The sequence below is a fragment of the Actinomadura coerulea genome (genome assembly GCF_014208105.1).
Classification (GTDB): Bacteria; Actinomycetota; Actinomycetes; order Streptosporangiales; family Streptosporangiaceae; genus Spirillospora; species Spirillospora coerulea.
In genome coordinates this window covers 113243-134343 of record NZ_JACHMQ010000001.1, presented here as the reverse complement: position 1 = coordinate 134343, position 21101 = coordinate 113243, and the positions used below count along the sequence as shown (strand labels likewise).

Below are 21101 nucleotides of genomic sequence, written 5' to 3'. Positions count from 1 at the left end.
CGACACCCACACCCCGAACATCCGAAGCACGATACTGGTTTTCTTGCTTTTTTCTCCTCCTTCGGGCCTTGGCGGCCCTCCGTCGTCGAAAAAAGCGGGCGATCGCCGGCATCGCTCCGGCACGCCTGGCGGCTCGCTGCGCGATCAGGTTCTCGCAAGCTCGAACCTGCCTTCGGACGCGATCGCAACCGTGGGGGTTGTTGTGGGGTTGCTGTGCCGGCTGGGGTTGTCGCAGTGGGGGGGTTGCTGAGGGTGGCAATGGTTGCGCTGGGCGCAACGGCGTCGGGCCCGCACGAGTCAGCCAGGCAGCCGAGGGCCGGACGGGCACCGCACCCCGTTTCGAGCCCGGGTGCGCGATCGCGTCCGGAGACAGGCGCGGGCCCTGCGGGGATCTGATCGCGTAGCGGCTCAGGCGAGATGAAGGTGCCGCCTTGACCCGTTGACGGCGCTGGAGTCGTGCGCGCGAGACCGGGGGTGCCTGGCGGGGCACTTGCGGTGACGTCGACGGCTGGGTAGCGTCCGGAGGCCAGAGGGGCTCGCGCACCCGAATACTGCGAGCCCTCGTGACGAGCCGTGCTCACAAAGCGCAAGCGGCTGTCGCGACGACCTCGGCATTCACCGCAACCACGAGACGACCTTGGGGCCGCGATCGCGTCCGAAGGCAGGTTCGAGCGAAGCGAGAACCTGATCGCGCAGCGAGCCGCCAGGCGAGTCGAAGCGATGCCAGCGATCGCCAGCTTTTCTCGACAAAGGTGGGCGCCCAGCGCCCGAAGGAGGAGAGAAAAGCCTTAAGTAAGAACCGGTTCGCGGTCCTTGACCGGAAGCGACATCACTTCGTCGTCCGTCGCCGTCGCGAGCGCGTCGTTCTCCGCCTGGAGCCGTACGAGTTCGGCCTCCAGGTCACGTACGCGCTGCTGCAGGCGCCGCATCTCCGCGACCATCCGGGGGTCGGGACCGCCGACGTGGCCGAGTAGAGCCTTCGCCATGACTAAGGGTCCTCCACGCTGAGTAACCAGCAGGGATCGCGCACGGGAAACTGCTGAAGCAGGTGCGCGTACCGTCTAGAGTCGCACCGGCCGCTGTCCTGGTCAAGACGCACATCACAGGCCGGTAACAACCTTCCTCTACTAGTTTAGCAGGTACAAACCGGTACTCCCTACCCGGTCAGCGTTCCCGGAACCCGGAGGCCTCTCCGCGAGGGGCGCTCCAGCGGTCGACGACGCCGGTCACAGCGCCGGGACGTCCGGGAACGCCGCCTGGGACGTCGCCGTCCAGCATCTCCAAAAGCCTGCGGCAGCCGGCGCGCGGGCCCTCGGCCACGACCTCGACGCGGCCGTCGCGGAGGTTGGTGGCGCTGCCGGCGAGGCCCAGTTCGAGCGCCCGGGCCCTGACCCACCAGCGGAACCCGACGCCCTGGACGCGTCCGCGCACCCAGGCCGTGAGCCGCACGATCTCGTCGTCCTCGCTCATCGCTCCCCCCTCGGTACCGCTAGTACCGTGCCCGCCTGGGGCGGGGCTGGCACACCGGGCAGCTGTAGGAGGAGCGGTTCATGAACTCGTCGCGGCGGATCGGCGAGCCGCAGCGGCGGCAGGGCTCGTCCCGCCGCCCGTAGGCGTCCAGGGACCGCTCGAAGTAGCCGCTCTCACCGTTGACGTTCACGTAGAGGCTGTCGAAGGAGGTGCCGCCGACCTCCAGGGCGGCCGTCATGACCTCTCGTGCGGCCTCCAGGACGCGCGCGGCGTCCGCCCGGGTCATCGTCTCGGTCGGCCTCGCCCAGTGCAGCCTGGCGCGCCACAGGGCCTCGTCGGCGTAGATGTTGCCGACCCCGCTGACGAGGGACTGGTCGAGGAGGGCCCGCTTGATCCCGGTCTTGCGGCGGCGCAGGGCGCGGTAGAAGGCCTCCGCGTCGAAGGCGTCCTCCAGCGGGTCGGCGGCGATGTGCACGATCGGCTCGGGCACGAGCGCGCCCTCGGCGAAGGCGTCGGGGACGAGGTCGGCGACCATGAGGTGCCCGAACGTCCGCTGGTCGACGAAGCGCAGGTCGAGGCCGTCGTCGTCGAACTCGACGCGGATCCGCAGGTGCTTCTCGCGTTCCCTGCCGGGTTCGCCGACGAGCAGCTGCCCGCTCATGCCGAGATGCGCGAGCACCGCCTCGCCGGGGGCGTCGTCCTCCTCGGCCTGGAGCGGGATCCACAGGTACTTGCCGCGGCGCCGGGGGGCCAGCATGGTGCGCTTGGCGAGACGCCCGGCGAAGTCGGCGGGGCCTCCGGGGTGGCGGCGCACCGACCGCGTGTGCAGGACCTCGGCGGACGCGATCGTGCGGCCGGTCGTCCAGCTTTCCAGGCCGCGCCGGACGACCTCGACCTCGGGAAGCTCAGGCACCGGCCTGCGCCGCCTGCCCGGCCTCCCTGGCCGTGCCGTCGGCCTGCGCGGCCCCAGCCGGGGCCGCCTCGCGCTGGACGACGAGTTCGCGGATGGCGTTCCAGGCGGCCTCGGCGGCGTGCTGCTCGGCCTCCTTCTTGCTGCGGCCCTCGCCCGACCCGTAGGTCTGGCCGCCGACCCGCACGGAGGCGCGGAAGGTCTTCTGGTGGTCGGGGCCGCTCTCGGCGACGTGGTACTCGGGGACGCCGAGCTCCTCGACGGCGGTGAGCTCCTGCAGCGAGGTCTTCCAGTCCAGGCCGGCGCCGAGGCCCGCCGAGCGCTTGATCAGCGCGTCGAAGAGCCGGTGCACCAGGGCGGACGCCTCGCCGAGGCCCCGGTCGAGGTAGACGGCGCCGATCAGCGCCTCCAGCGTGTCGGCGAGGATCGAGGCCTTGTCGCGGCCCCCGGTGCCCTCCTCGCCGCGGCCGAGCCGGATGTGGGCGCCGACGCCGAGGCCGCGGGCGACGCCGGCGAGGGCGCGCATGTTGACCACTGCGGCGCGCAGCTTGGCGAGCTGCCCCTCGGGCAGGTCGGGGTGGCCGCGGAACAGCGTGTCGGTGACGACGAGGCCGAGCACCGAGTCGCCGAGGAACTCCAGGCGCTCGTTGGTGGGCAGGCCGCCGTTCTCGTAGGCGTAGGAACGGTGTGTCAGGGCGCGTTCGAGCAGCTCGTCGTCCACGTCGACGCCGAGCGCGCCGGTCAGTTCCGCGCGCTCCGGCGCGGGTTCGTTCTTCTTAGCGCTCACGGGCCCTCCTCGCAGGCCGTGCACCGCGCAGCGCGCGGTCGCCTCTGCGGCGCGCGGCCGATGGGCCGGACGGCGAGGACGCTCGGCGGGGAGGGTCCGCGAAGACGAGGTGCGCGCCGGTCGGTCTGATCCCGGCGTGCACCACGGCTCCGGGCGCAGTCTCCGCGCCGGTCACCACGCCGACGTCGCGCGCCGGGTGGTCGGGGTGCGTTCCTTCCGCACCGTGAGGGGCGGGCCGCATACGCGGATCCGCCCCCCAGGATGCGAGAAGACTCAGGCCGACGGGGCGATGACCTGCCGCCGGTCGTAGGTACCGCACGTCGCGCACGCGGTGTGCGGCAGCTTGTGGTCGCGGCACGTCGGGCACTCGACCAGGTTCGGCGCGGCGGTCTTCCACTGCGCGCGCCGGTGCCGCGTGTTGCTGCGCGACTTCTTCCGCTTCGGGACGGCCACGTCAGCCCTCCTGCTTTCCTTCTCGATCCGATGAATCACGGGTGCCGGAGCTCCCGTTCCCCCGGTCGGGGGCTGCCGGCGACACGTCGCCGGCAAGGTCCCGCAGCGCCGCCCACCGGGGGTCGGCGACGTCGTGGCGGTGGCCCGGCTCGACGTCCGCGAGCCGCGCACCGCAGTCCGGGCACAGGCCCGGGCAGTCGTCCCGGCACAGCGGGGACAGCGGCAGTGCGAGCACCACCGCGTCCCGCAGGACCGGTTCGAGGTCGATCAGGTCGCCCTCGAGGCGGAGCTCGTCGTCGTCGGCGTTCCCGCCAGAGCGGGTGTCGTCGTAGACGTACAGCTCCTGGAAGTCCGCCTCGAAGTCCGAGGCGATCGGGTCGAGGCAGCGGGAGCACTCCCCCTTGAGGGGGACCGTCGCCGTGCCGGTGACGAGCACCCCCTCCAGGACCGCTTCGAGCCGGAGGTCCAGCTCGATCGCGGCGCCCTCGGGGACGCCCACCATCTCGACGCCGAAATTCTCCGGTGCCGGCACGGTCAGGTGTTCCTCCCGCGACGACCCGGGTTGCCTGCTCAGAGCTCGGGTGTCGAGCTTGAACGGGGCGCTGGGGTCGTTGCGTGTCAGCGGAATCCTGCTTTCGTGAGGCATGGTGGAACGGCGGCCGCCTGTGATGGCCGATGTCCCAGGGTACCGAACACCGGGCGCTGACCCAACTCGCGGCCCGTCCACCAGGGGCAGGCCCGTCAGCCGTCCTTCTGGAGCCGCTGCACCAGCCGGTCGTGGACGCTGTCGGGGACGAGGCCGGAGACGTCCCCGCCGAACCTCACGACCTCCTTCATCAGGCTGGACGACAGGAAGGCGTACTCGGGGTTCGTCGCCATGAACAGCGTCTCCACGCCGGCGATCCGGTGGTTCATCTGGGCCATCTGCAGCTCGTACTCGTAGTCGCTCACGGCCCGCAGGCCCCGGACGATCACCGGGATGTCCTGCTCCTTGCAGTAGTCGACGGTGAGCCCGTAGAAGGTGTCGACCGAGACGTTGCCGTACTCCCGGGTGACCTCGGAGATCATGTCGGCGCGCTCGTCCACGGTGAACAGGCTCTTCTTGCTCTTGTTGATCAGCACGGCGACGACCACCTCGTCGTAGAGGCGGGAGGCGCGGCTGATGATGTCGAGATGCCCGTTGGTGACGGGGTCGAACGATCCCGGACAGACGACACGGCGCACGGCGCGAACCCCTTCGGTCCCGGTTTCTGACCTGCGGCGTGAACGTACCAAATCGCATTCGGCCGGGTTTCCACCGGGCTCGGCGGGGCCTCCTCAGCCGTCCAGCGCATCGACGATCCTCGCGGCGATCGGGCCGGACTCTTTGCCGTAGCCGGACGCCTCGGTCATCACCGCGACGGCGTACCGGGGATCGCTGCGCGGACCGAACCCGATGAACCAGCGGTCGTTGTAGGAGGCGCCCTCGACGTCGGCCGTCCCGGTCTTGCCGCCGAGGATGGACGTCCCCCGCAGCGACCTGCCGGTGCCCCGCTCGACCACGGCCTCCATCATGTCCCGCAGCTGCTTCGCCTGGTCCCCGGGCAGCGCCCGGGACAGCCGCCGAGCCGAGATCTTGTCGACCGTCGACCCGTCCGGGGCGCGGAGCCTGTCCACCAGCCGGGGCCGCATGACCTCCCCGCCGTTGACGACCGCGGCGGCGACCATGGCCATCTGCAGCGGCGACGCGACCGCGCTGCCCTGCCCGATGGAGCCGAGCGCGCTGAGCGACGGCTGGTCGGTCGCCGGGAAGGAGCTGGCGGCGCTCTTCAGACCGTCCGCGAACTCGATGCGGTCGCCGAACCCGAATCTGCCCGCCTGCGCGTTGACGGCGCCATTGCCCGGTTTCTGGGCGCCCATGTAGGCGAACGTCGTGTTGCAGGACTGCGCGTACGCCTCGATGAGGGGGATCCGGGGGAGGTCGCAGGAGCCTCCGATGTCGCCCGCGTCGTTGTTGATCGCCTGCCCGGCGCCCGGAGGCCTGTAGCTGCGTCCGGCCTTGACCTGCGTGTCCGCGCCCGTGCCGGACCTCAGCGCCGCCGCGGCGACCACGGTCTTGAACGTGGAGCCGGGCGGGAACAGCTCGTAGGCGGCCTTGTTGAGCAGCGGTTTGCGCGGCTGGTCGCCGAGCCGGTCGAACGCCTCCGTCGCCCGCTTCCGGTCGAGCGTGGAGACCTCGTTCGGGTCGTAGGACGGAGCGGAGGCCATCACCAGGATCGCGCCGGTGCGCGCGTCGAGGACGACCGCGGCCCCCCGCCGGGCGCCGCTGGACTGCAGCGCCCCGTAGGCCGCGCGCTGCGCGTCGGGGTCGATCGTGGACTCCACCGTCCCGCCGGGGACGTGCTTGCCGATCAGTTTGTCGACGAGGTTGGAGGTGGCGAGACGGGCGTCGGTCCCGTCGAGGAAGTGGTTCTCGGCCTCCTCCAGACCGGTCTGCGAGAACACCGAGAAGTAGCCGGTCACCGGCGCGAAGGCGGCGCCGTCCTTGTAGCGGCGCTGGAAGCGGTCGTCGCCGACCTGCTCGGACCAGGCCAGCCGCTCGCCGCGCGCGACGATGGGCCCCCGGTCGATCTTGAAGCGGTCCTCGAACTGGCGGGCGTTGAGCGAGTCGTCCCGCAGACTCTGCGCCTGGAAGCCCTGAACGTAGGTGACGTTCACCATCAGCGCCAGAAACAGGAGCAAGGTGATGACCCAGGTGCGCGCCACCGCGCGGTCGATCCCGGGCTTCATGGGCGTTCCCCTACCCGAACCGCCGGAATGTCAACGGCCGACGGCCCGGCCGTACCAGAACACCGCCTCGCCGTAACGCCGCTCTCGCTCGGCCTCGTACCCGTCGGGCCACTCCAGCGCCGGGCCCCGGGCCCCGCGTTCCACGACGACCAACGCGTCCGGGGACGCCCACCCGTTGTCGCGCAACGCCTCCAGCAGAGCGGTCACGGACGCGTCCGCCAGCGCATACGGCGGGTCGGCGAAAATCAGGTCGTAGGGCTCGTCCGGCGCCTTGCGGACGAGCCGCTCCACCTTGTCGGCACAGGGGACGGCACCGGGCAGCCCGAGCGTCCCGGCGTTCTCCCGGATCACCTTCATCGCCCGCGGATGCGACTCGACCAGCAGCGCGTGAGCGGCCCCCCGCGACAGCGCTTCGAGTCCCACAGCCCCCGATCCCGCGTACAGGTCGGCGACACGCAGCCCGTCCAGCGGCCCGAGCAACGCCAGCACCGTGGAGAAAAGCCCCTCCCGCGCACGATCGCTGGTCGGCCGGGTATCCCGCCCCGCCGGCACAGCCAACCGCCGCCCCCCAGCAACCCCCGCAATAACCCGACTCACGGTTTTATTATTGCGTTCTTCTCCTCCTTCGGGCCTTGGCGGGCCGCCAGCGCCGTGCCACGCTGACGGCCCGCTCGCGGCCGGTCCGCTCTCCGGACCGATGGACCGGCCACGTCCTCATCGCGACCCCGGACGAAGCCAAGTTCGAGCGAGTGCGAGACCCCTCACCGCCCAGCGAGCCGCCAGGCGAGTCGTGCAGGCCAACCGAAACCCACTACTGCGCCTGCTTCAGCCACCTCAGAACCACGCGACAGCCTGGGCCGCGATCGCGTCCGAGGGCAGCTTCGAGCGAAGCGAGAATCTGATCGCGCAGCGAGCCGCAAGGCGAGACGAAGCGATGCCGGCGATCGCCCGCTTTTGGCGACGATGGAGGCGCTCAGCGCCCGAAGGAGGGGAAAAAGCAAAATTACGCCAAACTCCAGCGGGCTTGGGTGCGGACGCCTGGGTCGGGGTCGGCGAGGGTTTCGGTTAGGGCGGTGACGACCTCCGGGGTGTCGGTGGCCCACTGTTCCAGGGCTTGGACGGCGGCTCGGCGGACGTCGACCGTGCGGTCGTGCAGGGCTTTGAGCAGCGGTCGGACGGCGACGTCGGGGCGGGCCTTGGCGAGGGCTCGGACGGCGTGGCAGCGGACCTGCCAGTTGGTGTGGGCGATGGCGGTGACGACGCGGCCTTCGAGGGGTTCGGGGACGCCGAGTTCGGCGGCGGCGGTGAGGGCGGCGATGCGGACGACGGGGTCGTGGTCGGTGAGGAGGTGTTCGAGCGCGGGCAGGCCGGCGGGGCGGGCGAGGCGGCCGAGGCCTTCGGCGACGGCGACGCGGACCTCGCGGGACGGGTCGTCGGCGGCCTCGGCGACGCGGGCGGTCTCGCGCAGCGCCACCAGGCCGAGGACGGCCTGGATGCGGATCTGCGGTTCGTCGTCCTCGAAGCCTTGGGCGTACAGTTCGCCGGCGCCCTTGGCGAGGATGCCGATCAGGTCGGCGGCGGTGTCGCGGACGGCGGTGTCGCGGCCGCCGGCAGCGGCGAGGAGCAGGGCGTCGACGCCGTCGTCGCCGAAGTAGAGCTCGGGCAGGTCGCGCAGCGCGTCGGCGGCGACGCGGCGGACGTCCTCGTGGTCGTCGGCGAGTGCCCAGGCGAAGGTGTCGCCGGTGCCGCGGGGCGCCTCTCCCGCGCGGGCGGCCCGGGCGAGCGCCGCGAGGGCGGCGGCGCGTGTCGCGGGGTCGGGGTCGCGGAGGGACTCCTCCGCCTGGTCGAGCCGGATGGTGCGAGTCATGGGGGGCCTCCTGGTCGGCCGTCGGATCCGGAAGCGGGGCAGGGCCCGCCGGGGGCTCGGGATCAGTGACGGGAACACAGGGCGCTCGCCTGGCGCCGGAGGTCGACGTGCAGGCGGGCGATCAGCGCACGACTCGGGTTCACGCGTTCATCGTGTCCCGCCCGGACGCTAATGTCAACCAAATAGGTCGGCAATATCTGTTATGCCTTCTCCAGGAAGTCCGCGCGCTCCTCGTCCAGCAGGGACGCCAGGACGGTGGCCAGGCCGGGATGGTCCGACAGGTCGGGATCGGCGGCGACGAGGGCGGTGGCCTCCTCGCGGGCGTCGCGGATCACGTCCTCGTCCCGCTGGAGGGTGAGCAGCCGCAGGCTGGACGAGCGGCCGGCCTGCGCGGCGCCGAGCACATCGCCCTCGCGGCGCTGCTCCAGGTCGAGCCGGGACAGCCTGAACCCGTCGGTGGTGGAGGCGACCGCGTCCAGCCGCTCGCGGGCCTTGCTGCCCGGCGCGGCGTCGGTGACGAGCAGGCAGAGGCCGTGCAGGGAGCCGCGTCCGACGCGCCCGCGCAGCTGGTGGAGCTGGGAGACGCCGAACCGGTCCGCGTCCATGATCACCATGACGGTGGCGTTGGGCACGTCCACGCCGACCTCGATGACGGTGGTGGCGAGCAGGACGTCCAGCTCCCGCGCGGTGAAGCGGCGCATCACCGCGTCCTTCTCGTCCGGGTGCAGTTTGCCGTGCAGGACGCCGATGCGCAGCCCGTCGAGCAGTTCCTCCAGCTTCGGCAGCACCTCCATGATCCCCAGCGGGGACCGGCGCTCGCCCTCCTCGGCGACGACGGCGTCGCCCTCGTCGCCCTCCTGCTCGCCGATGCGCGGGCAGACGATGTAGACCTGCCGGCCGTTCACCGCCTCCTCCTTGATCCGCTCCCAGGTGCGGGCGAGGAACGCGGGCTTCTCCGGCGGCACGACGTGCGTCTGGATCTGCGACCGGCCCGCCGGGAGCTGCCCGAGCACCGAGGTCTCCAGGTCGCCGAAGACGGTCATCGCCACCGTGCGCGGGATCGGCGTCGCCGTCATGACCAGCACGTGGGGGCGGCCGCCGTCGACCTTCTCGCGCAGGGCGTCCCGCTGCTCGACGCCGAACCGGTGCTGCTCGTCCACCACGACGAGCCCGAGGTCGGCGAACTGGACGGTCTCCTGCAGCAGCGCGTGGGTGCCGACGACGATCCCGGCCGCGCCGGACGCCGCCTCCAGCAGCGCCTCCTTGCGCGCCTTCGCCCCCTGCGATCCGGTCAGCAGCGCCACCCGGGTGGCGTGCTCGGCGCCGCCGATCTGCCCCGCCTGCGCCAGGTCGCCGAGCATCCCGGTGATCGACCGGTAGTGCTGCTGCGCCAGCACCTCGGTCGGCGCCAGCAGCGCCGCCTGCCCTCCCCCGTCCACCACCTGCAGCATCGCACGCAACGCGACCACCGTCTTGCCCGAGCCGACGTCGCCCTGGAGGAGGCGGTGCATGGGGTGGTGCTCGGCCAGGTCGGCGGCTATCTCGTCGCCCACCTGGCGCTGGCCCTTCGTGAGTTCGAAGGGGAGGCGGGCGTCGAACTCCGACTGGATGCCCTCGAAGGACGGGGGCCGGGGCTTGGCGGGGAGGGCGGCGGCGGCGACGCGGCGCTGGGCCAGGGCCACCTGGACGACGAAGGCCTCGTCCCACTTGAGGCGGGCCTTGGCGCGGCCCAGCTCGTCCCAGGTGCGGGGGCGGTGGATGCCCTCGTACGCCTCCCGCAGCCCGGTCAGGTGGCGGCGGCGCAGGAGCGCGTCGGGCATGGGGTCGTCCGGGAGGTCGAGCTGGTCGAGGACGGTCTCGACGGACGTGCTGATCGCCTCGATGGGCAGCGACTTGGCGGACGGGTAGATCGGGATGATCTCGTCCGCCCACTCCTGCGCGGCCTCCTCGGCGCCCTTCTCGTGGACGACCTTGTACTGCGGGTGGGTCAGCTGCCGGACGGTCCGGCCGCTGCGGGGCACGTAGGTGCTGATCTTCCCGGCGAACAGGCCGCGGGTGCCCGGCGACAGCTCCTTCTCGGGCCGGTAGGAGCCCTTGCGGCCGAAGAAGCTGAGCTTGAGCTCGCCGGTCCCGTCGGTGACGGTGATCTCCAGGACGTACCCGGGGCTGCGGGTGAGGGAGCGGCCCTGCACCTTCACGACCTCGGCCATGACCGTCACGTGCTCGCCGTCCTGCAGGCCGCTGAGCTGCGTCAGCTCGCCGCGGTGGGCGTAGCGGCGCGGGTAGTGGTGCAGCAGGTCGCCGACCGTGTGCAGGTCGAGGCCCTTCTTCAGGGCGTTGGCCGTCTTGTCGCCGAGGACCTTGCGCAACGGCTCGTCGAGAGTTGCCACAGGTCTTTTCTAGCCGATGGGGACGACGGGAATCACTCGACGCCGATGAGCAGGGGGTAACGCTCCTGGTCACCGGCGTAGACGCCGACCTCGGCGTCGGGGCGCCGCCGGCGCAGATGGTCCTCCAGGCCGGCGGCGAGGCCGGCCGGCGCGTGCCGTCCGGGGATCAGCGTGACGAGCTCGCCGCCGCCCGACAGCATCCGGTCCAGGACGTCGCGGGCCACCGCGGCGAGGTCCGCGCCGATCGTCGCGACGTCGCCCTCGATCAGGCCGAGGACGTCGCCCGGCCGGCACAGGCCCGCGCTCGTCACCGCCTCCTGCGCGGCGACCTCCAGGTGGCCGAAGCGGGTGGCGCCGGCGGCGCGGGTCATCTCGATCACGTCCTCGGCGAAGCGGCGCAGCGGGTCGTGCACGGCGAGCGCCGCCATCCCCTGGACGGACGCCTTCGTCGGGACCACCGCGATGCGCGCCCCGCCGTCCCTCGCGCGCTCGGCGGCGGCCTCGGCGAGGGCGAGGACCTCCGGTTCGTTCGGCAGCACGGCCACCTCGTCGCCCGCGGCGAGGATGGCCTCGGCGAGCACCGCGAGCGGGGGGACGGCTCCGGGCTCGCGCCGCACGACCCGGGCGCCGCTCTCCTCGAACAGCGCGGCCAGGCCGTCGGCGGCGGTGACGGCGACCACCGCACGGCCGGTGTGCGGCGCGTGCGGTCCGCCTTCGGCGGCGTCCAGGTAGGTGACGCGGATCCGGTGCGGGCGTCCCGCCGCCATGCCCGCCTCGACGGCGGCTCCGGCGTCGTCGACATGGACGTGCACGTTCCACAGCCCGTCGCCGCCGACCACCACGAGGGAGTCGCCGAGGCCGTCGAGCCGTTCCCGCAGGGTGTGGACGGCGTCGTCGGGCGCGTCCAGCAGGTACATCACCTCGTAGCCGAAGCCCTGCGGCGCCCGGGTCCGCCCCGGGAGCGCGGGCGTCCCGGCGGTGCGGGGCGGGACGTCGTACCGCTCGGGGTACTCGTCGGTGACCACGGCGGCGAGGGCGTCGAGCACCACGCAGAGCCCGGCCGCGCCGGCGTCCACGACGCCGCTGCGGGCCAGCACCTCCAGCTGGCCGGGGGTGCGGCGCAGCGCCTGCCGGGCGCCCGCGGCGGCGGCCCGCGCGGCCTCGGCGAGCCCGGTTCCGGCGCCCGCCGCGCAGGCCTTGGCGGCTTCGGCGAGGACGCTCAGGATCGTGCCCTCGACGGGATGCTCGACGGCGCCGCGGGCCAGGACGGACGCGTGGTCGAGGGCGGCCGCGAAGGAGGCGCCGTCCGGGGGCGTCTCCAGCGGTCCGAGGACGTCGGCGAGGCCCCGGAACACCTGGCTGAGGATCACGCCGGAGTTGCCCCGGGCGCCGATCAGCGCGCCCTGCGCCAGGGTCCGCCACGGGTCCGCGGCGCCCGGCGGCTCATCGAGGGCGTCGGCCGCCGCGATCACGGTCAGGTGCAGGTTGGTGCCGGTGTCGCCGTCCGGGACGGGGAACACGTTGAGCGCGTCGATCTCGGCCCTCGTCCGCCCGAGGGCCTCCGCCGCGAGCCTGCACCACCGCCGCACCGCCGCGCCGTCGAGGACCGCCGCATCATCGGGGGCCACCGTGCTCCCTTCCGCGCCGCCGGGCCGCGGCGCCGCCGATTCGCTAACCCGTCGCGCTGTCGGCTAGTCTGGTCCACGCGCCACGTTCGTGGCGCTCATCAGTGAGCGTCCATGATGCCCGGCCCGCCCGAGGCGGCAGCCGGGTGGCGCTCCGATCAGAGCATCGACACCACTTGGAGTTTCCCGTGGCTTCCGTCTGCGACGTCTGCGGCAAGGGACCCGGTTTCGGCATGCGCGTCTCCCACTCGCACCGCCGCACCCCGCGCCGCTGGAACCCCAACATCCAGCGCGTGCGCGCCGTCGTGAACGGCAGCACCAAGCGGATCAACGCCTGCACGTCCTGCATCAAGGCCGGCAAGATCGTCAAGCCGACGGTCTGAGCCTCCCGGGCCGTCCCCGCGGGGCGGTCCTCTTCACGGCTTCGGTCGGCTCATCGGGATTCCCGGTGAGCCGACTTTCGCGTTCTCGGGCGGTGCCGTCCCGCCGGGCGGCCGCGGCGGCGCTCAGTCGCGGTACCGCCAGGCGTGGTCGACGGGGCCGATGCCGGCGCCGAGCGGGAAGCCCGCCGCGATCGCGCCCGTCACGTACTCCTTCGCCTTGGCCACCGCCGCCGGGACGTCGTCGCCGAGCGCCAGGTTCGAGGCGATGGCGGACGCGAGCGTGCAGCCGGTCCCGTGGGTGTGCCGGTTGTCGTGCCGGGGCGCGGTGAAGCGGTGCTCGCGCTCCCCGTCGAACAGCAGGTCGGCGGGCTCGCCCGGCAGGTGCCCTCCCTTGATCAGCACCCAGGCGGGGCCGAGCTCCTTGACCGCCTCGGCGGCCTCGCGCAGCCCGGACTCGTCCACGACCTTGACGCCGGTGAGCTGCTCCACCTCGTACAGGTTGGGCGTGACGACGGTCGCGGCCGGCAGCAGCGCCGAGCGGACGGCGTCCACGGCCTCCGGCGCGAGCAGGGCGTCGCCGTGCTTGGAGACGCCGACCGGGTCGACGACGGCGGGGGCGTCGGACGCGGCGAGCGCCTCGGCGACGACCTCGACGAGGGCGGTGGAGGCGAGCATGCCGGTTTTGATCGCGTGGACGCCGATGTCGGACACCACGGAGTCGATCTGGGCGCGCACGGCCTCGGGGGGCAGCTCCCAGTAGCCCTGGACGCCGAGGGAGTTCTGCGCGGTGACGGCGGCGACGACGCTCATCCCGTGGACGCCGAGCGCGAGCATGGTCTTCAGGTCCGCCTGGATTCCGGCGCCGCCGCCGGAGTCCGAGCCCGCGATGGTGAGCACGAGGGGCGGGGCGGAGGCAGTGCGCGTCATACAGCCCACTTTATGGTGATCTGCGGGAAGCGGCGATCCGCCGGAGCCACTGTTCCGCCCGCGCTCAGACCAGCGTGCAGGGCAGCTTGTTGAGGACGCAGCTGGACGGCCTGGACGGCGTGCCCTGGGCGGCGAACACGATCCGCACGCTGCGGCCGGGCGCGATCGCCGTGCGGCCGCGGACGAAGGCGACCTGGCCGGTCCGCACGACGGTGGCGCCCTGGACGGCCGTGACCGAGGCGTTCGGGATCGTGAAGGCGAGCGCCCACGCGGTGACGGGGCGCTGCCCGCGGTTGGCGATGGTGGCGGTGGCCTTGAACCCGCCGGGGGTGCGGGAGGCGACGCGGAAGCCGATGAGGAGGCCGTCGGGGCGGCTCGCGCCCCGGCTGGCGCGGCCGCCGGGGCCGCGCTCGGTGATCTGGTTGTCGCGCGGGTCGGTCTGGGAGGTCTTCGGGGAGCCGCCCGCGAAGTTCAGGGAGATCTGCTGGGTGCTCAGCGCGTAGGAGACGATCCCCACGGCGATGACCAGCGCGACGATCGGGAGCAGCGGGAGGGGCAGCACGGAGACGATCTTCGTCCAGCCGTTCCCGCCCGAGCCGCCCGTCCCGGGCTCCGGCGTGCCGGGCGCGTCGCCGGGTTCGGGCGGCAGCCCGCGCGGCTGCTCGGTGAACGCCGCCGGGGGAGCGCCCGGGTAGTCGCCGGGATAGTCCCCGGGGAGCGGGGCGAACCGGTACGGGTCCGGCGGGGGGTCGTGCTGGCGCTCAGTGACCGGCGGCGGACCCGACCTGACCTGGTCGTGCTGAGAGACGTACACCCGGTCGTCGGTCGGCCCGGAGAAGAGGTCGTAGGAGGGGTCGACCGGAGCCCCGAAGTACGGCCCTCCCGGCGCTTCGGCGCCCGGTACGGGGTCGTCGTCCGGTTGCTCAAGCCTGGAGTGTCGTCCCATCCCATCCCTCTTCGATCACAGGATGTATACCAAACCCGTCCCAAGCATGCCTACCGGATGTGTCAACGCACACGGCTGTACGCGCCGACCACACCGGGACGTTCAGCCTGGGAAATGGTCCCATGCCCCGGGGGGCGGCGGGCCTCCGTCCACCCGCACTCCGGCCCCTTCGGCGACGGTCCCGATCCGCCTCCAGGACGGGGGCAGGACGGCGTCCGCCGGGTAGGTCCCGGCGAAGGCGTGGTCCTCTCCGCCGGTGAGCACACGGCGCAGGCCGTCCGGCCCGAGGATCTCGGGGACGGGCACGGAGGCGGTGTCGAGGTCGATCCGGACGCCGCTCGCGGCGGCGATGTGCGCGAGGTCCTGGACGAGCCCGTCGCTCACGTCGAGCAGCGCGGTGGCGCCGTGGGTCCGCGCCTCCTCACCGGCGGTGTAGGGCGGCTCGGGACGGCGGTGCGCCGCGATCAGCTCCTCGGGCCCGTCCCGCCCGGCCTCCAGCAGCGCGAGCCCGGCGGCGGCGAAGCCCAGCCTGCCCCGGACGGCCACGACGTCGCCCGGGCGGGCCCCGGAGCGGGTGAGCGGCGCCGCGCCGCCGAGGTCGCCGAGCGCGGTGATCGCGAGGGTGACCTGCGGCGCGGCCACGACGTCGCCGCCCGCGACGGACGCCCCCGCCGCGCGGCACTCGTCGGCGAGCCCGTCGTAGAGCCGCTCGGCCCAGCCGGCGCCGGTCGCGGGCGGGGCGGCGAAGCCGACGAGCAGCGCCGTGGGGTTCGCGCCCATCGCGACGACGTCGGCGAGGTTCTGCGCGGCGGCCTTGCGCCCGATGTCGTAGGGGCCGGACCAGTCGAGGCGGAAGTGCCGCCCCTCCACGAGCAGGTCGGTGGTGGCGACGACGCGGCCGTCCGGCGCGGCGATCACCGCGGCGTCGTCCCCGGGGCCGAGCCGGACCGCCGGGCCCTGGGGCAGCCGCCGGGTCAGACGGCCGATCAGGCCGAACTCGCCCAGCTCCCCGATCGTGCCCATTTGCGCCGTTCCCCCGCTTTCTCGGTTTCCTCCCGGTTCGTACCGGGCACGCCGTACCCCGACCGCCCGCGGCGGCGCGTAACACGATACGGTGAACCTTCCGACGGTTGATTCTCCGCTTGGGGAGGACGTGATGGTGCAGGCCTACATCCTCATCCAGACCGAAGTCGGCAAGGCGGCCGAGGTGGCGGCCCACATCTCCGGCATCACCGGCGTGACCCGGGCGGAGGACGTCACCGGACCCTATGACGTGATCGTCCGAGCGGAGGCGCGGAATGTGGACGAGCTGGGCAAGCTCGTCGTCGCGCAGATCCAGGCCGTCGAGGGCATCACGCGGACCCTCACGTGCCCGATCGTCCATATCTGACCGTTCCCCGGCGCCCCACCGCCTCATCGCCGCCCTCGGCGGCCTCGCGCTGCTCGCCGCGGCGTGCGGCGACGGGGCCGTGCAGGTCCCGGTGCCGAGCCCGGACGCGGCGACCCAGCGGCTCTGCCAGGGGCTGCGGCTGCCCGAGACGGTGCACGGGCAGAAGCGCCGCGACGCCTCCCCGGACTCGCCGCTCACCGCCGCGTGGGGCTCCCCCGCGATCGCGCTGCGCTGCGGCGTCCCCCGCCCCGCCACGCTCCGCCAGACCTCGGAGCTGGTGACCATCAACGGGATCGACTGGTTCGGGCAGCCCGCCGACCGGCCGGTGACCTTCACCGCGGTGGCGCGGCAGGCCTACGTCGAGGTGACGGTGCCCCCGAAGTACAACCCGGCCGGCGACGTGCTGATCGAGCTGGGGCCGGCGATCAAGGCGACGATCCCGGCGAAGCCCGAGGGGCAGATCTGAGCGGCGACCCCCTGGTCACCAGATCGGGACGGGGCTCTCCCCCCGCGGGTAGTAGCCGGGGATCGGCTCGCCGGACGCCGCCCGCTCCAGCCGCCGCCGCATCCCGTCCGACAGCACCCCGGCCTTCATCATCTCGACGAACACCGAGGTGACGTTGCCGAGGTCGAACCAGTCACGCTGCCACGACCACCGGCGGTCCCCCGCGTACCGGAACCAGGACCCGCCGATGCCGAGCACCTCGTAGGGCGTCCCGTCGGGGCGGCTCGCGTCGGCGACCTGCTTCCAGAACCCGACGACCTCGCCCTTGCGCTCGTCGACCAGGATGCTCTGGTAAGGGTAGGTCCAGCCGTCCAGGCCGCCCATCTCCGAGCCGAGCGCGATGTCGCGGATCTCGTCCCGGCCGACGGCCATGAAGTCCTGGTCGGGGCCGATGTTCCAGCCGTAGGTGGCGTCCTCGGTGTAGAGGTCGGCGAGCGGGCGCCAGTCGCCGGCCTCCTCGCAGCGGCGGTTGGCCTCCAGCCAGTGCCCGACCATCGCGTCGAGCTCTTCACGGGGGAACGCGGGCATCATGTCTCCAGCATTTTGAGGGCCTGGGTCGGGCAGTAGCGGACGGCGGAGGCCACCTCGGCGCGCATGTCCTCGGGCGGCTCGGCGTCCAGGACGCGGACCCTGCCCCTGGGCGGCACCTCGAAGACGTCGGGGGCCTCCAGCTCGCACATGGCGTGCCCCTGGCACAGGTCCAGGTCGGCCTCGATCCTCACCGGCGCCTCCGGCGGTAGCGGACGGCGCAGGGCTGGGCGAGCTGGACGACCATCTTCGAGTGGTCGTTGCGGTAGCTCTCCGGCGGCTGCGCGGGCTCGAACTCCCAGTCCCGCAGCAGTACCGAGAAGATGGCCTTGAGCTGCATCATCGCGAAGTTCGCGCCGACGCAGCGGTGCCGGCCCGCGCCGAACGGCACCCACGTCCAGCGGTGGAGCAGGTCCTCCTCGCGGGGCGCGACGTAGCGCTCGGGGTGGAAGGCGTCGGCGTGGGGGAAGTCCTCCTCGATCCGGTTGGACACGGCGAGGCCGCAGCCGACCATCGTGCCCGCGGGGATGCGGTGCCCGAGCACCTCCTGGTCGGACTGCGCGACCCGCAGCAGCAGGATCAGGGGCGGGTGCAGCCGCAGCGCCTCCTTCACCGCCGACTCCAGGTTCGGGATGGCGCGCAGCGCCTGGAACGACACCTCGCGGCCGTCGTCGTACAGCTCGTCCAGTTCGCGGACCACGCCGTCCAGGACGCCGGGGTGGCGGAGCAGCTCGATGAGCGTCCAGGCGGCGGTGCCGGACGTGGTGTGGTGCCCGGCGAACATCATCGAGATGAACATGCCGGTGACCTGGTCGGCGTCGAACTTGAGCGTGCCGTCCGCGTCCTTGATCGACATCAGCACGTCGAGCAGGTCGCGGTCCTGCCGGGGCGGGTCCGGCGGCCGCGAGTCCATGATCTGCTGGACGAGCTCCACCAGCGCCGCGCGCGCCGCGTCCCGCCGCCGGAAGCTGTCGATGTCGGCGTGGGGGTCGACGTAGGCGATCGCGTCGGTGCCCTGTTCGAGGTCGTGGTACAGGTCGGCGAACCGGCGGTCGAGCTGCTCGCGGAACTTGCGCCCGATCAGGCACGCGGACGAGGTGTAGATCGTCAGCTCGGCGAAGAAGTCGAGCAGGTCGATCTCGCCCTCCTCGCCCCAGCCGGCGACCATCCGGTCGACCTCGGCGGCGATCATCGCGGCGTGCCCCTTCATGAACGAGCCCTTGAGGGCCTGGTTGTGCAGGGCCTCGCGGCGCTGCTCCGGCGTGGCGTCGAACACCACGCCCTCGCCGAAGATCGGCGTCATGAACGGGTACGCCTCGGCCTGGTCCAGCTCCTCGTCGGGGGCGCGGAAGAAGAACTCGTTGGCCTCCGCGCCCGACAGCAGCACGACGCGGCGTCCGGCGAGGCGGAACTCGCCGACGTCGCCGCACTCGTCCCGGACCCGCCGCATCAGCCCGATCGGGTCCGAGCGCAGCTCCTCCAGGTGGTCGGGCCCGCCCGACACGACGCGCGGCTCCACCAGTGCGGTCACGACTCCTCCAACGGTGCTTCGGGCTGTACCTCGACTAGCCGGAGATGGGCGCCGCGCGGGGTCGCGACGATCGCGGCGACGGCGGCGGCGACGTCGGACGGGCGCAGGAAGTAGGGGTGGCGGGCGTGGCCCCACCTGGCCCAGTCCTCCAGGACGGCGCCGGTCGTCTCCGCGTCCCAGCTCATGCCCATGCCGGTCGCGGTCGGCCCGGGCCGGACGATGGACGCGCGCACGCCCGTCCCCTCCAGCTCCATCTGCATGGTGCGGGCCATCCCCTCGACGCCGTTCTTGGCCGCGACGTAGGCGCCCGTCCAGGAGCGCGGCGCGGGGACGGTGTCGGAGGAGACGAACACGATGTCGCCGCGCCGGCGCGCCACCATCTGCGGGACGAACTGCGACACGAGCCGGTGCGCGCCGACGAGGTGGACCTGCACCTGCGCGAGGAACTCGGCGGTGTCGAGCTCGTGCAGGCGCCCGGCGGACAGGTCGCCGGCGCTGGAGACGACGACCTCGACGGGTCCGAGCGCGTCGGCGGCGGCCGCGGCGAACGCCTTGACCGAGTCGGAGTCGGCGACGTCCAGCGGGTGCGCGAAGGCCTCTCCCCCGCCGGCCCGGACCGTCGCGGCCAGTTCCTCGCACCTGTCGGCGCGCCGCGCGCCGAGCGCGACCGGGTGCCCGGCCATCGCCAGCGCCGTCGCGGTCGCCGCGCCGATCCCGGACGAGGCGCCGGTCACCACGGCCGTGCGCCGCCGCGGATGGGGTTCGAACCTGGGCATCAGCGCACCTCCACGCGCACGGGCAGGGCGGCGAAACCGCGGACGTTCACCGAGTGCACCCGCTCGGCGCCGTCGTGGTCGACCTCGTAGGCGCAGACGCGGCGGACGAACTCGGTCAGCGCGATGCGCGCCTCCAGCCGGGCCAGGTTGGCGCCGAGGCAGAAGTGCCGTCCGCCGCCGAAGCTGACGAGCTGCGAGGTGTCGCGGTCGAGGTCGTAGGCGTCGGCGTCGTCGAACACGCGGGGGTCGCGGTTGGCCGACCCGACCAGCAGGAGCACGCGGTCGCCCTCGCGGACGCGCCGCCCGTGCAGCTCGACGTCGCGCACGGCCTTCCTGGCGAGCATCTGGCTGGAGGTGTCGTAGCGGAGCGTCTCCTCCACCCAGTCGTCCACGCGGGCCGGATCGCGGAGCGGCCTGGCGGCCTGGTCCGGGTTGCGCGCGCCCCAGTACAGGGCGTTGGCGAGCAGCTTGGTGGTGGTCTCGTTCCCGGCGACCACCATCAGGAACAGGAAGGCGATGACCTCCTCGTCGTCCAGCCGGTCGCCGTCGATCTCGGCGTCCAGGAGCGCGGAGGTCAGGTCGCCGGTCGGCGCGCGGCGCCGCTCGGCGACCATGTCCTGGTAGTAGCCGGCGAGGGTGAGCGCCGCGTCCATCCCCGCGGGCGGGACGTCGTTCAGCCCCTCCTCCCGGTGGACGACCGTGTCCGCGAGCCGGCGCACCTCGGCCCGGTCGGCCTCGGGGACGCCCATCATCTCCGAGATGACGTCCATGGGCAGCAGGCCGGCGAAGTCGGAGACGAAGTCGAACTCGCCCTTCTCCAGGGCCGGCTCCAGATACCGCCTGGTCAGCGCCAGGATGCCGTCCCCCAGCTCCTTGACGCGCCGCGGCGTGAAGCCCTTGGACACCAGGGCGCGCATGCGGGTGTGGCGCGGCGGGTCGAGCGCGAGGAACGACATCGTCCGGGGCGCGTGCGGGCCCCAGGCGCTCGGCTCCACCGAGACGCCGTGGGAGTTGGAGAAGGTCGCGTGGTCGCGGAAGGCCGCGGACACGTCGGCGTGCCGCGACAGCGCCCAGAAGCCGATCTCGTCGTTGCGGTAGAGGGGCGCCTCCTCGCGGAGGCGCGCGTAGAGGGGGTAGGGGTCCTCGTGGACGGCGTAGTCGAAGGGGCTGTAGGAGACCTGCGCGGCAGGGTCCACGGCCGTCACCTCACTCGGGGGGTTCGGGCAGGATGAGCTCCGCCATCTCGGCGAGCCGGTCGGCCATGCGGGCGTAGGAGGTGTAGCCCATGCCCGCGTACAGGAGCGCGCCGGTGTAGGCCAGTTCCAGCGCGCCGAGGATCTTGGGGGCGTCGTGCTCGCGCAGCGCCGCGCGGAGCCGTTCGCGGATCGCGTAGCCGATCCGCATCCGCAGTTCGCGGACGTCGGGGTCGGTGCCGAGCAGCGCGGTGGTGCACGCCGCCGCGAGGTCCGGCTCGTCCGAGACCAGCAGCGCGATCTCGCGGAGCGTCGCCACCACCCGTTCGCGCAGCGTCCCGTCCGCCTCGACCGGGGGCAGGGCGCTGAGCCGCCGCCAGAACACCTCGGTGATCAGGTGGTTCTTGGAGGCGAAGTAGGTGTACGCGGTCGCGGGCGCCACGCCGGCGCGGCGGGCCACGTTGCGGACGGTCAGGCCCTCGTAGCCGGTCTCGCCGACCTCCACCACGGCGGCGTCGGTCAGCCGCCGCACCGTGTCGGCCTGCCGCTCGGTGAGGCGGCGCCGGGTGGGCTCGGTCATGGGTTCGGGTTTTCCGGACACGTGTCCAGACATTAGTTCAGAAGATGGCCGCGTGCAACGCCCGGCGAGTC

General features: G+C 73.0%; 25 protein-coding genes. 3 read left to right on the top strand and 22 right to left on the bottom strand.

Annotated features, from left to right (window positions below; translation table 11 throughout):
* Positions 1 to 788: 788 nt before the first annotated feature.
* From BKA00_RS00665 to BKA00_RS00610, 13 genes are all read right to left on the bottom strand, one after another.
* The gene (locus BKA00_RS00665; RefSeq protein ID WP_173398374.1) at positions 789 to 986 is read right to left on the bottom strand and encodes a hypothetical protein; all 198 of its coding nucleotides are present in this window, start codon (positions 984 to 986) and stop codon (positions 789 to 791) included.
* 178 nt (positions 987 to 1164) lie between these two features.
* Positions 1165 to 1470 carry an acylphosphatase gene (locus BKA00_RS00660; RefSeq protein ID WP_185023073.1) on the bottom strand — a complete coding sequence of 102 codons (306 nt, stop codon included), beginning with the start codon at positions 1468 to 1470 and terminating at the stop codon, positions 1165 to 1167.
* Between the two features lie 19 nt (positions 1471 to 1489).
* A complete protein-coding gene (mutM, locus tag BKA00_RS00655; RefSeq protein WP_185023072.1) occupies positions 1490 to 2383 on the bottom strand; it encodes a bifunctional DNA-formamidopyrimidine glycosylase/DNA-(apurinic or apyrimidinic site) lyase in 894 nt (297 codons plus the stop codon).
* Positions 2376 to 3167, bottom strand: coding sequence for a ribonuclease III (gene rnc, locus BKA00_RS00650; protein WP_185023071.1), 792 nt, complete (start codon positions 3165 to 3167; stop codon positions 2376 to 2378). The genes mutM and rnc overlap by 8 nt, the downstream gene beginning before the upstream one ends.
* A 273-nt stretch (positions 3168 to 3440) precedes the next feature.
* Positions 3441 to 3620: a 50S ribosomal protein L32 gene (rpmF, locus tag BKA00_RS00645; RefSeq protein WP_149257815.1), complete on the bottom strand. Its 180-nt coding sequence runs from the start codon at positions 3618 to 3620 to the stop codon at positions 3441 to 3443.
* Between the two features lies 1 nt (position 3621).
* Positions 3622 to 4266 (bottom strand): YceD family protein, encoded by a 645-nt coding sequence (locus BKA00_RS00640; protein WP_185023070.1) that lies wholly within the window; start codon positions 4264 to 4266, stop codon positions 3622 to 3624.
* Between the two features lie 95 nt (positions 4267 to 4361).
* Positions 4362 to 4844, bottom strand: a complete 483-nt coding sequence (coaD, locus tag BKA00_RS00635) for a pantetheine-phosphate adenylyltransferase (RefSeq protein WP_179843344.1) — start codon at positions 4842 to 4844, stop codon at positions 4362 to 4364.
* Between the two features lie 93 nt (positions 4845 to 4937).
* Entirely contained in the window at positions 4938 to 6389 is a 1452-nt protein-coding gene (locus BKA00_RS00630) for a peptidoglycan D,D-transpeptidase FtsI family protein (RefSeq protein WP_185023069.1), read from the bottom strand.
* A gap of 30 nt (positions 6390 to 6419) precedes the next feature.
* A complete protein-coding gene (rsmD, locus tag BKA00_RS00625) occupies positions 6420 to 6986 on the bottom strand; it encodes a 16S rRNA (guanine(966)-N(2))-methyltransferase RsmD (protein WP_185023068.1) in 567 nt (188 codons plus the stop codon).
* Between the two features lie 406 nt (positions 6987 to 7392).
* Positions 7393 to 8256, bottom strand: coding sequence for a HEAT repeat domain-containing protein (locus tag BKA00_RS00620; RefSeq protein ID WP_185023067.1), 864 nt, complete (start codon positions 8254 to 8256; stop codon positions 7393 to 7395).
* Positions 8257 to 8318: 62 nt separating this feature from the next.
* The gene (locus BKA00_RS40755; protein WP_364416785.1) at positions 8319 to 8399 is read right to left on the bottom strand and encodes a putative leader peptide; all 81 of its coding nucleotides are present in this window, start codon (positions 8397 to 8399) and stop codon (positions 8319 to 8321) included.
* Between the two features lie 57 nt (positions 8400 to 8456).
* Positions 8457 to 10646, bottom strand: coding sequence for an ATP-dependent DNA helicase RecG (gene recG / locus BKA00_RS00615; RefSeq protein ID WP_185023066.1), 2190 nt, complete (start codon positions 10644 to 10646; stop codon positions 8457 to 8459).
* Between the two features lie 32 nt (positions 10647 to 10678).
* A complete protein-coding gene (locus BKA00_RS00610) occupies positions 10679 to 12274 on the bottom strand; it encodes a DAK2 domain-containing protein (RefSeq protein ID WP_185023065.1) in 1596 nt (531 codons plus the stop codon).
* A 185-nt stretch (positions 12275 to 12459) separates the two neighbouring features.
* Between BKA00_RS00610 and rpmB the strand changes: the two genes are divergently transcribed.
* The gene (gene rpmB, locus BKA00_RS00605) at positions 12460 to 12654 is read left to right on the top strand and encodes a 50S ribosomal protein L28 (RefSeq protein WP_067632165.1); all 195 of its coding nucleotides are present in this window, start codon (positions 12460 to 12462) and stop codon (positions 12652 to 12654) included.
* Positions 12655 to 12777: 123 nt separating this feature from the next.
* Here the strand turns inward: rpmB and thiD are convergent, their stop codons facing one another.
* From thiD to BKA00_RS00590, 3 genes are all read right to left on the bottom strand, one after another.
* Complete coding sequence (gene thiD / locus BKA00_RS00600; protein WP_185023064.1) at positions 12778 to 13581, bottom strand: bifunctional hydroxymethylpyrimidine kinase/phosphomethylpyrimidine kinase; 804 nt, start codon at positions 13579 to 13581, stop codon at positions 12778 to 12780.
* Between the two features lie 64 nt (positions 13582 to 13645).
* Complete coding sequence (locus tag BKA00_RS39630; protein WP_185023063.1) at positions 13646 to 14527, bottom strand: cellulose binding domain-containing protein; 882 nt, start codon at positions 14525 to 14527, stop codon at positions 13646 to 13648.
* Positions 14528 to 14629: 102 nt separating this feature from the next.
* The gene (locus BKA00_RS00590) at positions 14630 to 15550 is read right to left on the bottom strand and encodes a thiamine-phosphate kinase (RefSeq protein ID WP_185023062.1); all 921 of its coding nucleotides are present in this window, start codon (positions 15548 to 15550) and stop codon (positions 14630 to 14632) included.
* 133 nt (positions 15551 to 15683) lie between these two features.
* On the opposite strand from BKA00_RS00590, the gene BKA00_RS00585 reads away from it, so the two are divergent.
* Both BKA00_RS00585 and BKA00_RS00580 read left to right on the top strand, forming a co-directional pair.
* Positions 15684 to 15917 carry an Lrp/AsnC family transcriptional regulator gene (locus BKA00_RS00585; RefSeq protein ID WP_185033490.1) on the top strand — a complete coding sequence of 78 codons (234 nt, stop codon included), beginning with the start codon at positions 15684 to 15686 and terminating at the stop codon, positions 15915 to 15917.
* Positions 15910 to 16383: a DUF3515 domain-containing protein gene (locus tag BKA00_RS00580; RefSeq protein WP_338072194.1), complete on the top strand. Its 474-nt coding sequence runs from the start codon at positions 15910 to 15912 to the stop codon at positions 16381 to 16383. Before BKA00_RS00585 ends, BKA00_RS00580 begins: the two co-directional genes overlap by 8 nt.
* A gap of 15 nt (positions 16384 to 16398) precedes the next feature.
* Here BKA00_RS00580 and BKA00_RS00575 read toward each other — a convergent pair whose 3' ends face one another.
* Genes BKA00_RS00575 through BKA00_RS00550 form a run of 6 tightly spaced genes read right to left on the bottom strand, consistent with a single transcriptional unit; the run spans position 16399 to position 21030 of the window.
* Entirely contained in the window at positions 16399 to 16953 is a 555-nt protein-coding gene (locus tag BKA00_RS00575) for a Cif family virulence factor (protein WP_221492966.1), read from the bottom strand.
* Positions 16950 to 17144 carry a ferredoxin gene (locus BKA00_RS00570; protein ID WP_185023060.1) on the bottom strand — a complete coding sequence of 65 codons (195 nt, stop codon included), beginning with the start codon at positions 17142 to 17144 and terminating at the stop codon, positions 16950 to 16952. Before BKA00_RS00570 ends, BKA00_RS00575 begins: the two co-directional genes overlap by 4 nt.
* Entirely contained in the window at positions 17141 to 18481 is a 1341-nt protein-coding gene (locus BKA00_RS00565; RefSeq protein WP_185023059.1) for a cytochrome P450, read from the bottom strand. The genes BKA00_RS00570 and BKA00_RS00565 overlap by 4 nt, the downstream gene beginning before the upstream one ends.
* Positions 18478 to 19257 carry an SDR family oxidoreductase gene (locus tag BKA00_RS00560; protein ID WP_185023058.1) on the bottom strand — a complete coding sequence of 260 codons (780 nt, stop codon included), beginning with the start codon at positions 19255 to 19257 and terminating at the stop codon, positions 18478 to 18480. The genes BKA00_RS00565 and BKA00_RS00560 overlap by 4 nt, the downstream gene beginning before the upstream one ends.
* Complete coding sequence (locus BKA00_RS40220) at positions 19257 to 20453, bottom strand: cytochrome P450 (RefSeq protein WP_230299129.1); 1197 nt, start codon at positions 20451 to 20453, stop codon at positions 19257 to 19259. Before BKA00_RS40220 ends, BKA00_RS00560 begins: the two co-directional genes overlap by 1 nt.
* A 10-nt stretch (positions 20454 to 20463) precedes the next feature.
* A complete protein-coding gene (locus tag BKA00_RS00550) occupies positions 20464 to 21030 on the bottom strand; it encodes a TetR/AcrR family transcriptional regulator (RefSeq protein WP_230299130.1) in 567 nt (188 codons plus the stop codon).
* Positions 21031 to 21101: the final 71 nt, after the last annotated feature.

Excerpts from the sequence above, each read along its gene's own strand:
- BKA00_RS00665 (WP_173398374.1), bottom strand. The coding sequence starts at position 986 with ATGGCGAAGGCTCTACTCGGCCACGTCGGCGGTCCCGACCCCCGGATG.
- BKA00_RS00550 (WP_230299130.1), bottom strand. The coding sequence starts at position 21,030 with ATGACCGAGCCCACCCGGCGCCGCCTCACCGAGCGGCAGGCCGACACG.
- BKA00_RS00590 (WP_185023062.1), bottom strand. The coding sequence starts at position 15,550 with ATGGGCACGATCGGGGAGCTGGGCGAGTTCGGCCTGATCGGCCGTCTG.
- BKA00_RS00560 (WP_185023058.1), bottom strand. The coding sequence starts at position 19,257 with ATGCCCAGGTTCGAACCCCATCCGCGGCGGCGCACGGCCGTGGTGACC.
- BKA00_RS00620 (WP_185023067.1), bottom strand. The coding sequence starts at position 8,256 with ATGACTCGCACCATCCGGCTCGACCAGGCGGAGGAGTCCCTCCGCGAC.
- thiD (WP_185023064.1), bottom strand. The coding sequence starts at position 13,581 with ATGACGCGCACTGCCTCCGCCCCGCCCCTCGTGCTCACCATCGCGGGC.
- BKA00_RS00585 (WP_185033490.1), top strand. The coding sequence starts at position 15,684 with ATGGTGCAGGCCTACATCCTCATCCAGACCGAAGTCGGCAAGGCGGCC.
- BKA00_RS00660 (WP_185023073.1), bottom strand. The coding sequence starts at position 1,470 with ATGAGCGAGGACGACGAGATCGTGCGGCTCACGGCCTGGGTGCGCGGA.
- BKA00_RS00640 (WP_185023070.1), bottom strand. The coding sequence starts at position 4,266 with ATGCCTCACGAAAGCAGGATTCCGCTGACACGCAACGACCCCAGCGCC.
- BKA00_RS39630 (WP_185023063.1), bottom strand. The coding sequence starts at position 14,527 with ATGGGACGACACTCCAGGCTTGAGCAACCGGACGACGACCCCGTACCG.
- BKA00_RS00575 (WP_221492966.1), bottom strand. The coding sequence starts at position 16,953 with ATGATGCCCGCGTTCCCCCGTGAAGAGCTCGACGCGATGGTCGGGCAC.
- BKA00_RS00630 (WP_185023069.1), bottom strand. The coding sequence starts at position 6,389 with ATGAAGCCCGGGATCGACCGCGCGGTGGCGCGCACCTGGGTCATCACC.